Below are 12,420 nucleotides of genomic sequence, written 5' to 3'. Positions count from 1 at the left end.
GGAATCAAACGCTTTCCTTCTCTGGCGAAAAAACTCGTCATGTCAATTTTCTATCATAAGCCGTTTGCAATTTCAGGTGGGGAAACAAATAATTATCGCTCTGCCAGCACTGGTTTGTTCATTTAAAAGGGGATCTCATGAAGTATCCTGTCACATTGACATGCGGCGCGCTGTGGTTAGCCAGCGTTTCTTCTCTTGCCTGGGCGGCGGATGTGCCTCCAGGAACCGTATTAGCTGAAAAACAGCAGCTGGTACGCCATATAAAAGACGAGCCCGCTTCATTAGATCCCGCTAAAGCCGTCGGCCTGCCGGAAATTCAGGTTATCCGCGATTTGTTCGAAGGGCTGGTAAACCAGGATGCGAAGGGCAATATCATCCCTGGCGTGGCGACCCGCTGGCAGAGCAACGATAACCGCGTCTGGACCTTTACCCTGCGCGATAACGCGCGCTGGTCCGACGGTTCTCCGGTGACGGCGCAGGATTTCGTCTATAGCTGGCAGCGTCTGGTGGATCCGAAAACCACTTCGCCATTCGCCTGGTTTGCCGCCTTAGCGGGTATCAGTAATGCGCAAAAAATTATTGATGGTAAAGCGGCGCAGGACACTCTCGGTGTGACTGCGGTCGATGCCCACACGCTCCGCGTGCAGCTGGATAAACCGCTGCCGTGGTTCAGCAACCTGACCGCAAGCTTTGCGTTCTACCCGGTGCAAAAAGCGAATGTCGAAAGCGGCGCTAACTGGACGCGCCCGGGCAGCCTTATCGGCAACGGCGCCTATGTGCTGAAAGACCGGGTGGTGAATGAGAAACTGGTCGTCGTGCCGAATACACAGTACTGGGATAACGCCAAAACGGTGATTAAGCAGGTGACTTTCGTGCCGATTAACCAGGAATCGTCGGCGACCAAACGTTATCTGGCGGGTGATATTGATATCACCGAATCCTTCCCGAAAAATATGTATCAGAAACTGCTGAAGGATATTCCCGGACAGGTCTACACGCCGCCGCAGTTAGGTACCTATTATTACGCCTTCAATACCCAGAAAGGGCCAACCGCCGATGAACGCGTGCGTCTGGCGTTAAGTATGACCATCGACCGGCGGATTATGGCGGAGAAGATCCTCGGCACCGGTGAGAAACCGGCCTGGCGGTTCACCCCTGACGTTACCGCAGGCTTTACCCCGCAGCCTTCGCAGTTTGAGAGCATGAGCCAGGCCGAGCTGAATGCCCAGGCTAAAGCGCTGCTATCGGCGGCAGGATATGGCCCGGACCGTCCGCTGAAGCTGACGCTGCTGTACAACACGTCGGAAAATCACCAGAAGATCGCCATCGCCGTGGCGTCGATGTGGAAGAAAAATCTCGGTGTGGATGTGAAGCTACAAAACCAGGAATGGAAGACCTATATCGATAGCCGTAATACCGGTAATTTTGACGTCATTCGCGCATCGTGGGTAGGGGATTACAACGAGCCGTCGACCTTCCTGTCGCTGCTCACATCAACCCATACGGGCAATATTTCGCGCTTTAACGATCCGGCTTACGATAAGATCCTCGCCCAGGCGGCGCAGGAAACCTCGGAAAAAGCGCGTAACGATGATTACAACGCGGCAGAGAAAATCATCATGGCCAAAGCGCCCATTGCGCCAATCTATCAGTATACCAACGGCCGCCTGATCAAGCCGTGGTTAAAAGGATACCCGATCACCAATCCGGAAGACGTGGCCTACAGCCGCACGATGTATATTGTGAAGCACTAATCGGTACTGGTTTCCTGATTACGCAAGGTAACCACGGATAAACACAGAGCTGGCGCGGCTTACAGCGCCAGTCTCTCATTCTGACCATCTCCCGCCACAGCAGAAAGCATCACTTTTCTGACGGTATTTTTGACGTATTCAACAAAAAGCGGTTGCGGTAAATTGCGGATTATACCGTCACAGCTTCCCCGAAATGACGGTAGATTTGAGCAGAGGATACCGTCATGCTGACTGATACTAAGCTTAAGCATCTGAAAGCCAGAGAGAAAAACTACAAAATTGCAGATCGTGATGGTCTGTATGTTTTGGTTACGCCTGCGGGTTCGGTGACATTCCGGTACGATTACCGAATCAATAACCGCCGTGAAACGCTGACTATCGGGCGGTATGGCCCTGAAGGAATTAACCTTGTTGAAGCTTTACCGTACAGTTCCAGATATTGATACCGTCCTCACCGCGCAGGTGAAGTTTGAGTTTCTGAAAGTCTTTTTGCGTCTGTGTCCATTTATCGCCCGCATCGCCACGGGTTTCTTTGTGGTACTGCTTAAAAATGCCCGGTGACACCAGAAACAGCTTACCGTCCACAAGATGCGCCAGTGAACGAGCAGCATTCAGTGTAAGCGAGCCGGTGGCGATCCCAGCTTTGAGCCAGGCGAAAAAGGGATTCTCCGTTGTCACATTTTCCCCCTGTTCCGGTATTGCTGGCGCTTTTTGCGGGAGCGGTTCGCAATCAGCGTCAGCATTTCCATTCGTATTGCCGGACACCATTTCCGGGATGACTTCCCCCTGAAAGACGTGAGGTCGCAGCGAGACGTCCGGCCAGAGGGTGGCGGGAGACAGTTTCAGTAGCGTCAGCGGCGTGCCTGGCGTCCAGCCAGTGGCATCACGTATATCACAGCGCCAGATGGCTCGATCGCCGTTTGGCAGCAGCAACCGTTGCGCCAGTAGTTCGTCAAACAGTCGGCTATTGTTATCCGGTACGCCATTCACCCCATGTTGCAGTAGCCAGGCTCTTAGCTTATCGGCGCAGGTCTTGCTCACCAGCCATAAGGCGTCATCGGTAAGCCAGCCATCGGAACCGCACGCCTGACGGTTGAGCGCCAGCTCATGCTGCAATAACCAGCGGATCCCGATAAGGCACTGCTGCGGCAGAGCAGGGCGAGGCTGGTTCAGTGCGGTGTTGATATCGCCGCCCAGGCTGGCGGAGACCGAGGCGCAGTCAGCCTGTTGTACCAGTTCGCCAATGGCCCCTGATTTATCGGGATGCCCGGTGAGCGCATAAAGAAAAGCGGCGAACAGATCTGGCGATTCCGCCAGCCAGCGTAAAACCGCCTCCGGCAGGAGAGAAGGGAGCAGGCATCCGGCGGCGACGGGATGCAGATGATAATCCCGCCCCGGCAAATATCTCAGCCGGTAAGGTAATTCTGGTGCGCCTGACTCTCGAACTGTTCCGGATGCGGCAGCACGACAATATCCCGCGAAGGATAGTAATATGCCCGCTGCTGGCGGCGGTGGATAACCGGCACCCCGGAGTATCGCCTGATCGCTTCTGCCGTCTCCTGTGGCGCATCAACCTGGGCTATCGGCTCGAAAAAGGCGGTAGGCAGTCCTTCACACTGTGCCACGTTAAACAACCGGAACTCCCGTACGAGCGCAAAATGGCGAACCTGCGGGTTGCCATCTTTATCCGCTACGGGCGCACCGTTGCTGTCCAGCACCTCTTTTTCCTGCGGCAGATACAGCACCGCCAGCGAGGATTTCTCACCCTTGCGGACATTACCGCCTGCTTCAATGGCCTGGTGGAAGGTCAGCCAGCGATCATTTTCATAGCCGTTTTTGTCGGCGCTGCGCCATAAAAGCGGCACGTTGATGCCGTGATAGGCCCGACCGGAAGCGGCGTTAATCGGGAACACCGGTTCACCATCCCGCCAGGGGCGTACCCAGGGCGGACATCCCTGTTGTAGTGCCTCGATAATTTCATCCGTCACTTTCTGGTAAATATTGTTGCTTCTGTCCATATCGCTATCCTCATGGAAAGAAGCCGGTGTTCTTCCCCAACCGGAGAGAACCCCGGCAAAGGGAAGATTCCGCGCTCTGATGAACGCAGGTTATGAACCGCACCGTAATGGTGTGCAGCCTGTCGGTTCTGGCTGCGGGCGCTGATCGGATCAGCCTGAAACAGGGAAAGTGTCTGGCGGAGTGGCGGACAGGGGAACAAAGAATTGAAACAGCGATGAAAAGATTTCTACTACGAATAAGCAGACGGTCGCGGCAGTTGATGGCCGAACGAAACATCCCGCGATGCCCCGTTCGGCCACTTAGAATGAAGTTTTTTATGTAAACAAAAACGATTCAGGGGCGGAGCTCTCCGTACTTATAAGAGGCCGTCACGCCGCCATCAATCAGAATATCGCTGCCGCTGATGTACGTTCCCGCTGGCCCGAACAGAAACTCGGCTAACGCGCCAATCTCATCCGGCGTTCCGCCTCGCCCGGCAGGTGACTTTTCAAGCATGTTTCGGTAAAAATCGCCACGTTCAGCGCTGGTCAGTTCATCGTAGGCCAGAGGGGTGAAAACAATCCCCGCGCTGATACAGTTGATGCGAGCCCCGCGTTTTCCCCATTTTACGGCCTCGGCCACCACCCGCAGCGCATTCCCGCGTTTAGAGATTTGATAGGCGTACAGGCTGTCATCAATTTCTTTAACCAGCGGCAGTTCCAGCAATGCCTCCGGTGACAGGGTTGCCAGCGCATCAGCCTGTGCCTGTGAAAGCGCATCAATATTCAGGCGGTGGCTGGACTGAGAGCCAATCACCACGGCGGAGCCACCCGGTGCAATGACTTTTCCGAACTCTTCAAATACCACCGCAGTGCCATACAGATCCACACGCAGAATATCCTGTGCTTTGGCCTGTGAAGGGGATAAGCCCGCCGTGTTGATTACCCCTTTAATTTCGCCATGTCGGGTCGCTATTTCGACTAAATCCTGTATGGATTTTCGGCAAGCGATATCGACAATTGCGGTACTGACCGTGAAACCTGCGCGGGTCAGGGTGTTTTCAGCTTGCTGGGTATTTTCGGATTTGATATCTGCCAGCAAAATATGCTTACCCACGCCGACTCTTCGCGCAATCGCCTGGGCAATGGCCCCACTGCCAATAACAACAATGACTTCTTTCATGCAAAATACCTCAATGTCATGGGCGAATGTGCGCCGTGCTCTTTCGCCAGCGCACACCTTTGCGGTTTCGTGTTATAACGCCAGTTTAAGAATGGTGGTCAGTGTTTCCTGAGTATAGGTCTCCGCCAGGCCAAACCAGCGGGTATTTCCTTTCAGGTTTTCCAGTATGGCTGGCATATCGGCCTCTGTAATGCCTAACTGCGACAGACGGGTTGGTGTGCCAATTTTATCGAACCACGCTTCGAGCGCGGCAATGCCTTCTTCTGCGGTTCCTTTACCAAATAGCGTCCGGGCAAAGCGCGCAAACTGTGTCGGGTTTTGGCTGTGATACCACTTCATCCGCGCAGGCATGACCACCGACAATCCCGCCCCGTGCGGGACGTTAAACAGCGCGGAAAGTGAGTGTTCAATCATGTGGTTAGGGTAGCTGAAGCCCGAGGTCCCGGCATAAGTCAGCCCATTTAGCGCCAGCGTGGACGCCCAGGCAAATTCGGCGCGGGCGTTGTAATCTCCCGGATCTTTTAACAACATTTCTGTTGTTTCCAGTACCGTGGCAATCACTGACTCAACCAGACGCGACTGGATTTTTGGTTGTACCGCTGCGGTGAAATAGCCTTCAATCGAATGGGCGATAATGTCGGCGGCGGAATAGACCAGATAATCACGGGAAACAGTCTGCATCAGCGCCGGATTGACGACAGAGACCTTCGGAAATGTATGTACAGAGTGAAGAGCAAACTTCTCCCGGGTGACGTCATTGGTGATGACGGCGCCGCTGTTCATTTCGCTGCCGGTTGCCGCAAGCGTCATAATCGAAAACACCGGTAACGCCGCATTGATCTGCCCTTTACCAATAAACAGATCCCAGACATCCCCCTCATACAGGGTACCTGCCGCAATGGATTTGGCGCTATCAAGCACCGAGCCGCCGCCCACGCTCAACACCGCATCAACCTGATGTTCCCGCGCCGCCTGAATACCTTCCCGAACCTTAGAGAGTAACGGGTTACTGACAATGCCGCCAAACTCAACATAGCGGATCCCATGCTGCGTCAGGCTCTGGCTAATCGTCGCAAACAAGCCATCGTGTTTGATGCGCTCGCTGCCGTAAGCCAGCAGGACATTTTTGACGTTATGTTCAGCCAGAATCTGGCCAATAAGCTTTTCTTTGTCTGAGCCGAACTCAATACGGGTCGGATTATAAAAACTGAAGTTATCCATCTCACTGCCTCTCTGAAATTAAGTCCTGATATTTGCGAAGTGCCACTACTATAAGAAAATGATTTACAACCAACTAGACGGTAACTGGATGAATCAGTTACAACTAAATGATGTAAATAAGTGGAAGCGACCATGATTAATGAATTGCGCTCTATGACGACGTTTGTCCGTACGGTTGAGCTGGGAAGCCTGAGTAAAGCCGCAGATGCTCAGCAGATATCACCCAGGCGGCGAGCAAAGCCTTAAAACAACTGGAAACGCATCTGGGGGTGAGGTTGTTCCACCGTACCACGCGAAATATGTCATTAACGGAGGAGGGACAACGTTTCTTTGAAGCGGCAAAACCTGCATTAATGGGGCTGCAACAGGCGCTGGCGACGGTGCAACAGACGCGCGAGGAGTTTGCCGGACCGTTGCGTATCGTCGGTCCGCGTTCAGTTGTTCAGCAGGTTATTAAGCCCGTGCTGATTGAATACAGCCGACTCTACCCGGAAGTTCAGCCCGATGTGCAACTTGATGACGGGATAATTAACTGGGTTGAGAAGCGAGTGGATGTCGGTTTTCGTATCAGCGTTTCGCCGCAGGAAGGGCTGATTGCCCGTCGCTTGTTCCCCCTACAGTTGATCATTTGTGCTTCGCCAGCCTATTTGCGTAAATATGGCGTACCGAAAACGCTGCACGATCTCAGCGCCCACCGGTGTAGCGTGTTTCGCCATGCCGCAACCGGGCGCCTGATCCCCTGGACAGTGAAGTCCGGGGACAATGTGCAGGATCATCATGTTAACCCTGCCATGTCGACCAATGATGAGATGCTGGAGTTACATGCTGTATTGATGGGAGAGGTCATTGCGCAACTGGCCGGGCTGACGGCGGCACAATATATCCGGACGGGCCAGCTTGTTCCGTTGTTACCTGAGACTATTGCCGATATACACAGCTTATTTTTGTATTACGGAAGTCGCGTCGCACAACCGCTCAGGGTGCGCCGCTTTATCGACCTTGCGATTGAACGCTTAGCCAACAGGCAGGACGTAGTGTTATCAGCAGAGGAAATCAGCCTTGCGCATATTCAGGGGACAACCAGTTACTCATAGTTATCCTGCCGTATTCGGCGGGATAACAAATCAATAAATATGTCGCCAACACTACTGCTTTCTGGTGCTGGCGCGAACTTGTAACGCTGAGGGTAATTCAATGAATTTATCCGTCGAATTACCCGCCAGTAGCTCAAGCAATGTTTGTCCTGCGAGGGTTCCCGTTTCACTCCAGGGGAATTCGACGGCAGTCAGCGCCGGTGAGCAAACGGCGGCAAGAGTCCCCCCGCTCAGGCTTGCCAGTGCCAGAGAGTCGGGCACTTTTTGCCCCGCGCCATGGCAGGCCATAATGCAACCGCAGGCGATTTCATCGGATGTGCAAATCAGCGCATCAAGCTCAGGCCAGGTGATACGAATATCGCCGAGCAGGTTCAGGCCGGTCGTAATGCCTGCCGGCAGGTGAGAGGTCACCACGCGATGCGGGGAGTGGTTAACGGAGAGCATCGCGCTGTTCCAACCGCTTAGTACCTGGCGAAACATAATGTTATTGGAAGCCGTGCAAAGCAGGCCGATATTTTTATATCCGGTCTGTACAAGCGATGTGACCAGTTTTTTGATGGCAGCAGCATAGTCAACGCCAATGCTGACCCAGCTCGCATCGCGATTGATGGCGCCAATCTCAACCACCGGCACGCCGGTGTTACTTATCATTTGCGAACAACTGCTGATGTTATCAATATTGAATTGAACAATCGCAGCCGGGTTGTAAGCGAGCATTTGCGCAAAAGCTTTTTCTTCACTCTGTCCACCCTGACCGGACTCGATAAACATCATGCTATAGCCCTGGGTCGTGAGCACGGTCTGTAGTGTTTCGGAGACGGCAAGAAAGCCCGGGGAGGAAAAAGAGGGAACCACGCCCATCACCAGACTGGAGTCAGCAGAGGCAAGGTTGCGGGCCTGCAGATTTGGCACATAGCCCAGCTCGCTTACTGCGGCTTCAATGCGTGTACGCAGTTCAGGATTCACTTTTTCAGGCATGCGTAACGCGCGTGACACGGTCATCGTGCTCACGCCGACCAGTTTTGCCACTTCAGCAAGCGTAATTTTACCGGTGTTTTTCCTGCGTTTTTCTCTCGCGCTATCGTCCGCTTCTAACGTCTGCACTGGTGTCCTCCTTTCGCCTGACTGGGCAGCCATTGTAAATGATGTTTGGCATTTTGCGCATTGCCCAACTGCAAAGTAATGATAAGTATGGATAACAAAGTTAGCGGTAACAAGAATTTTAACATTATTGCCGTGTTAGCGCTAACTTTGAGATGAAGATCACGGTAAGCCGCGAAGAGATTCCACTATAGTAGGCTCACTTTCAATGCTATCGGGGAATTTATGATCACGACCTGGTTACCAACGGAAAATATCCAGATTGTGGATTCAGTCAGTGACTGGAAACAGGCAATTACGTTATCGGCTCAACCCTTATTGGCGAAAGAGGCGATTACTGAAGATTATATTCAGGCCATTTTTAACAGCCATGAAAAACTTGGTCCTTATTATGTTTTAGCGCCTGGTCTGGCGATGCCTCATGCTCGCCCGGAGCAAGGTGCAATTAAAAATGGTTTATCGCTTTTGCATATTAAAAAAGGCGTTTCTTTTGGCTCGGAAGAGAATGACCCTATTTACGTCGTGATTATGCTGTGTGCGCTTTCGGGAGATGAACACATCAATATGATTACAGCCCTGGCGGACATTTTTAGCGATGATGAACGACTCTCAGCACTGCTGAAAGCCTCATCAATGACGAAAATTCAAGCCGTTATCAATGGATAGTGAGGTAGAGATGAAAAAGGTTCTGATTGTTTGCGGTAACGGTTTAGGTAGTAGCTTTATCGTTGAAATGAATGTAAAAAAAATTATTAAAGAGCTGAATAAAGAAGCAGAGGTTTCCCATACCGATCTGACTTCGGCAAAAAGCGAAACTGCCGATATTATTCTTAGCGCCAGGGATATAGCTGAACATCTGTCCAGCCATTCTGCGCAGGTTTTTGGTTTATCTAACCTGCTGGATAACAATAAAATAAAAGAAATTCTTTCCGAGAATCTCTGATTAATTATTTGCGGCCTTACGGAGTCATTCTATGCTGCAGTTTATTATTCATGATGTGTTGGGCACACCAGCAATACTGGTCGGTCTGTTTTCCCTGATCGGCTTATTATTGCAGAAAAAAGCAGTTTCCGACGTTATTTCCGGAACCCTCAAAACCATTATGGGGTTTGTGATATTAACATCCGGGGCGGCGATTGTCGCCACGACGTTAACGACGTTTAGCCAGCTGTTTGAGCACTCCTTCCATATTCAGGGTGTTGTCCCCAATACTGACGCCATGGCGGCGCTGGCGCAGAAAAACTATGGTACCGCGACAGCCATGATCATGGTGCTGGGGATGTTGTTTAACATTGTCCTTGCCCGAATTACGCCGCTGAAATACATCTTCCTGACGGGCCACCACACGCTGTATATGTCGGCGATGCTGGCCGTCATCCTCTCTGTCGGTGGTCTGTCGCCGTTCTGGGTGGTACTGGTGGGGGCGGTGATCCTCGGCATCATGATGGTGGTCTCTCCGGCTATTCTGCAGCCATTTACCCGCAAAATTACCGGCACTGATGACCTGGCGCTGGGCCACTTTGGTTCAACCGGGTATCTGCTGTCGGCGCTGGTGGGAAAAGCGATCGGTAAAGGCAGCCCGTCGATTGAAGAGCTGAAGGTGCCGAAAACGCTGAACTTCCTGCGTGACTCCTCGGTGGCCATCTCATTGACGATGATGATCCTGTTCCTGATTCTGGTACTGGTCGCAGGCAAAGCGTTTGTTGAGACCAGCATCAGCGGTGGTCAGAACTTTATCATCTTCGCCATTATCCAGTCGCTGACCTTCGCGGCAGGCGTGTGGATCATCCTTGCGGGTGTTCGCATGATTATTGCCGAAATTGTTCCGGCCTTTAAAGGCATCGCCGACAAGCTGGTGAAAGACGCTAAACCGGCGCTCGACTGTCCAACCGTCTTTCCGTTCGCCCCGAACGCGGTGATAGTCGGCTTCCTGTCAAGTTTTGCCGCTGGTCTGGTGAGTATGTTCCTCTGCCCACTGCTTGGTTTAAGCGTCATTGTTCCCGGCCTGGTGCCGCACTTCTTCTGCGGCGCGACGGCGGGCGTTTACGGCAACATCTGCGGCGGTCGTCGCGGCGCGGTGGTGGGGGCATTCGCTCACGGTCTGTTGATTTCTTTTTTGCCCGCGATTTTGCTGCCTCTGATGGGCGACCTTGGTTTTGCATCCACCACCTTTGGCGATGCGGACTTTGGCGTTGTTGGCATCATTCTTGGGCATGTCGTGTCACTGTTTAACTAACTAATTTTATAGAGGTGAGGTATGGCAGCTAAATTTTCGCCCTCGTTAATGTGTATGGATTTAACGCAGTTCAGAGAGCAAATTACGGCAATGAACGGTAGGGCTGATTTTTACCACGTCGATATAATGGACGGTAACTATGTGAAGAATATTACGCTATCTCCGTTTTTTATCGAAAACCTGAAAAAAATTACCGATGTGCCGATCGACGTACATCTGATGGTGAATCACCCGGAAGATATTATTCCAATGTGTATTGATGCCGGGGCCGATATTATCAGTTTCCATCCTGAGACGGCGAATAACAAAATATTCCGGCTGTTGAACCAGATTAAAGATGCGGGTCGTCGCTGCGGTGTGGTGTTGAACCCGGCGACTCCGGCGGAGGCTATTAAAGAGTACGCGCACCTGCTGGATAAAGTGACCGTTATGTCGGTTGACCCAGGCTACGCAGGCCAGAAGTTTATCCCGGAATCGCTCAATAAAATTAAACAACTAATTGCGATGCGCGAAGCGCATGGTTACCACTATCTGACCGAAATTGACGGCTCCTGTAACGAGAAAACCTTCAATGTTATCTCCCGGTCGGGCGTTGACGTCTTTATTGTGGGAACCTCGGGCCTGTTCTCCCTGGCGGATAACGTCAGCGATGCATGGGATAAAATGGTCGATATATATCAGCGCGAAGTCGCTGCCTGAAAATTGCAGCGCGCTCAGCCGTATTGAGCCATTGTGCAGTGCAAAGAGTCTATTTAACCGGTCTGTCTCTTTGCCTTCGCGTTAGATTTATATGGTTGAGAGCGCTGTAACCCTTTTATATCTGGAGTTCGTGACGACTCATCGCACGCTTGCGAATGCTTTCTATTGATGCTGTGGGCCCCGGCGGCTTTGGCAGACTGCGTGGTGGTAGAAGCCGGTATTGCTGATTACTGATGATCATTTATTTACATTAACGAAGGTGACTTATGGACATTTCGAGTGTGCTGAATGTAAGAAATATCAAATTGAACATGATGGCTAAAAGTAAAGAAGAAGCAATTGAAGAATTAACTGACTTATTAGTGCATGATGGCGCAGTTATTAATAAAGATGTTTTTCTGAAAGATGTCTGGTTACGTGAGGAGCAGGGCTCTACTGGGTTCGAAAATCATATTGCGATCCCGCACGGTAAATCCTCAGGAGTAGTCCGTACGGCATTGGCCATTGGACGAACCCAACATCATATCCCCTGGGAAACTATGGATGGTAGCGACGTTCGCTGTATTATTTTGTTTGCCGTATGCCTGGTCGACCAAAATGCCACCCACATCCGATTGTTATCGCAGGTTTCAGGTTCACTTGCCGATGAAGAGATAGTGGACAAATTACTGATGGAAGATTCTCCTCAGAAAATCATTGATCTTTTAAACGCTGAAGGCGCCAGCGCTTAATTTAATTATCATATCTATCATAGCATCGTAAATAATCAACTCCTGGAGAGTAGTGATGAATATTGTTGGGATTACCGCTTGCACTGTAGGCATTGCACACACTTATATTGCGCAAAAGAAAATTGAAATAGCAGCAAAAAAAGCCGGGCACAATGTCAAAATTGAAACGCAAGGCACTATAGGTATCGAGAATGCCTTGACCGCTGAAGAAATTGCCCAAGCCGACATCGTCCTGTTAGCCGCCGATGTTAAAGTTTCCGGTGAAGAAAGGTTTGCCGGCAAGAAAGTCGTCAAAGTACCAACGGAAATGGCGGTTAAATCACCAAATAAGCTTATCGAAAAACTTGGTGAATTAGTCAATTCATAACACTTACCCATGCGTATCCTATATAAATTAAAGGGC

The 12,420-nt window shown here is 51.4% G+C and carries 13 protein-coding genes and 1 pseudogene; 9 read left to right on the top strand and 5 right to left on the bottom strand.

Translation table 11 applies throughout. The features are described 5' to 3' along the window. Positions 1 to 137 precede the first annotated feature (137 nt). Complete coding sequence (locus ACSEMK_RS12475; RefSeq protein WP_430914489.1) at positions 138 to 1,754, top strand: peptide ABC transporter substrate-binding protein; 1,617 nt, start codon at positions 138 to 140, stop codon at positions 1,752 to 1,754. A gap of 224 nt (positions 1,755 to 1,978) precedes the next feature. After that, a pseudogene (locus ACSEMK_RS12470) lies at positions 1,979 to 2,173 on the top strand (Arm DNA-binding domain-containing protein); the annotation flags it as partial. Here ACSEMK_RS12470 and ACSEMK_RS12465 read toward each other — a convergent pair. The 4 genes from ACSEMK_RS12465 to ACSEMK_RS12450 form a co-directional block, all read right to left on the bottom strand. Continuing rightward, positions 2,157 to 3,155, bottom strand: a complete 999-nt coding sequence (locus ACSEMK_RS12465; protein WP_430914488.1) for a TraI domain-containing protein — start codon at positions 3,153 to 3,155, stop codon at positions 2,157 to 2,159. The pseudogene ACSEMK_RS12470 and the gene ACSEMK_RS12465 overlap by 17 nt on opposite strands. A gap of 5 nt (positions 3,156 to 3,160) precedes the next feature. Beyond that, positions 3,161 to 3,772: an ArdC-like ssDNA-binding domain-containing protein gene (locus tag ACSEMK_RS12460; protein ID WP_430914487.1), complete on the bottom strand. Its 612-nt coding sequence runs from the start codon at positions 3,770 to 3,772 to the stop codon at positions 3,161 to 3,163. Between the two features lie 334 nt (positions 3,773 to 4,106). Then, complete coding sequence (locus ACSEMK_RS12455) at positions 4,107 to 4,934, bottom strand: SDR family oxidoreductase (RefSeq protein WP_411325028.1); 828 nt, start codon at positions 4,932 to 4,934, stop codon at positions 4,107 to 4,109. Between the two features lie 72 nt (positions 4,935 to 5,006). Beyond that, complete coding sequence (locus ACSEMK_RS12450; protein ID WP_430914486.1) at positions 5,007 to 6,155, bottom strand: iron-containing alcohol dehydrogenase; 1,149 nt, start codon at positions 6,153 to 6,155, stop codon at positions 5,007 to 5,009. A 269-nt stretch (positions 6,156 to 6,424) separates the two neighbouring features. On the opposite strand from ACSEMK_RS12450, the gene ACSEMK_RS12445 reads away from it, so the two are divergent. Next, positions 6,425 to 7,249, top strand: a complete 825-nt coding sequence (locus ACSEMK_RS12445; protein ID WP_430914485.1) for a LysR substrate-binding domain-containing protein — start codon at positions 6,425 to 6,427, stop codon at positions 7,247 to 7,249. Between the two features lie 51 nt (positions 7,250 to 7,300). Here the strand turns inward: ACSEMK_RS12445 and ACSEMK_RS12440 are convergent, their stop codons facing one another. Next, on the bottom strand, positions 7,301 to 8,353 hold the full coding sequence (locus ACSEMK_RS12440; protein WP_015366285.1) for a LacI family DNA-binding transcriptional regulator: 1,053 nt from the start codon (positions 8,351 to 8,353) through the stop codon (positions 7,301 to 7,303). A 222-nt stretch (positions 8,354 to 8,575) separates the two neighbouring features. Between ACSEMK_RS12440 and ACSEMK_RS12435 the strand changes: the two genes are divergently transcribed. The 6 genes from ACSEMK_RS12435 (at position 8,576) to ACSEMK_RS12410 (ending at position 12,384) form a co-directional block, all read left to right on the top strand. Then, positions 8,576 to 9,016, top strand: coding sequence for a PTS sugar transporter subunit IIA (locus ACSEMK_RS12435; protein WP_020078611.1), 441 nt, complete (start codon positions 8,576 to 8,578; stop codon positions 9,014 to 9,016). 10 nt (positions 9,017 to 9,026) lie between these two features. Next, on the top strand, positions 9,027 to 9,293 hold the full coding sequence (locus tag ACSEMK_RS12430) for a PTS sugar transporter subunit IIB (protein ID WP_087859397.1): 267 nt from the start codon (positions 9,027 to 9,029) through the stop codon (positions 9,291 to 9,293). 31 nt (positions 9,294 to 9,324) lie between these two features. After that, positions 9,325 to 10,587, top strand: coding sequence for a PTS ascorbate transporter subunit IIC (locus tag ACSEMK_RS12425; RefSeq protein WP_087859398.1), 1,263 nt, complete (start codon positions 9,325 to 9,327; stop codon positions 10,585 to 10,587). Positions 10,588 to 10,608: 21 nt separating this feature from the next. Then, positions 10,609 to 11,286, top strand: a complete 678-nt coding sequence (alsE, locus tag ACSEMK_RS12420; RefSeq protein WP_213316255.1) for a D-allulose 6-phosphate 3-epimerase — start codon at positions 10,609 to 10,611, stop codon at positions 11,284 to 11,286. Between the two features lie 266 nt (positions 11,287 to 11,552). Continuing rightward, the gene (locus tag ACSEMK_RS12415) at positions 11,553 to 12,017 is read left to right on the top strand and encodes a PTS sugar transporter subunit IIA (protein WP_213316254.1); all 465 of its coding nucleotides are present in this window, start codon (positions 11,553 to 11,555) and stop codon (positions 12,015 to 12,017) included. Between the two features lie 55 nt (positions 12,018 to 12,072). After that, complete coding sequence (locus ACSEMK_RS12410; protein ID WP_001028229.1) at positions 12,073 to 12,384, top strand: PTS fructose transporter subunit IIB; 312 nt, start codon at positions 12,073 to 12,075, stop codon at positions 12,382 to 12,384. Positions 12,385 to 12,420 lie beyond the last annotated feature (36 nt).

The sequence above is a fragment of the Klebsiella sp. K-3 genome (genome assembly GCF_051207495.1).
Taxonomy (GTDB): Bacteria; Pseudomonadota; Gammaproteobacteria; order Enterobacterales; family Enterobacteriaceae; genus Klebsiella; species Klebsiella aerogenes.
The sequence above is the reverse complement of the archived record's forward strand: the minus strand, read 5'-3'. Positions and strand labels throughout refer to the sequence as shown.

Bases quoted from the DNA above. Each gene is read 5' to 3' on its own strand.
- ACSEMK_RS12450 (WP_430914486.1), bottom strand. From the start codon at position 6,155: ATGGATAACTTCAGTTTTTATAATCCGACCCGTATTGAGTTCGGCTCA.
- alsE (WP_213316255.1), top strand. From the start codon at position 10,609: ATGGCAGCTAAATTTTCGCCCTCGTTAATGTGTATGGATTTAACGCAG.
- ACSEMK_RS12455 (WP_411325028.1), bottom strand. From the start codon at position 4,934: ATGAAAGAAGTCATTGTTGTTATTGGCAGTGGGGCCATTGCCCAGGCG.
- ACSEMK_RS12435 (WP_020078611.1), top strand. From the start codon at position 8,576: ATGATCACGACCTGGTTACCAACGGAAAATATCCAGATTGTGGATTCA.
- ACSEMK_RS12460 (WP_430914487.1), bottom strand. From the start codon at position 3,772: ATGGACAGAAGCAACAATATTTACCAGAAAGTGACGGATGAAATTATC.
- ACSEMK_RS12430 (WP_087859397.1), top strand. From the start codon at position 9,027: ATGAAAAAGGTTCTGATTGTTTGCGGTAACGGTTTAGGTAGTAGCTTT.
- ACSEMK_RS12410 (WP_001028229.1), top strand. From the start codon at position 12,073: ATGAATATTGTTGGGATTACCGCTTGCACTGTAGGCATTGCACACACT.
- ACSEMK_RS12415 (WP_213316254.1), top strand. From the start codon at position 11,553: ATGGACATTTCGAGTGTGCTGAATGTAAGAAATATCAAATTGAACATG.
- ACSEMK_RS12475 (WP_430914489.1), top strand. From the start codon at position 138: ATGAAGTATCCTGTCACATTGACATGCGGCGCGCTGTGGTTAGCCAGC.
- ACSEMK_RS12425 (WP_087859398.1), top strand. From the start codon at position 9,325: ATGCTGCAGTTTATTATTCATGATGTGTTGGGCACACCAGCAATACTG.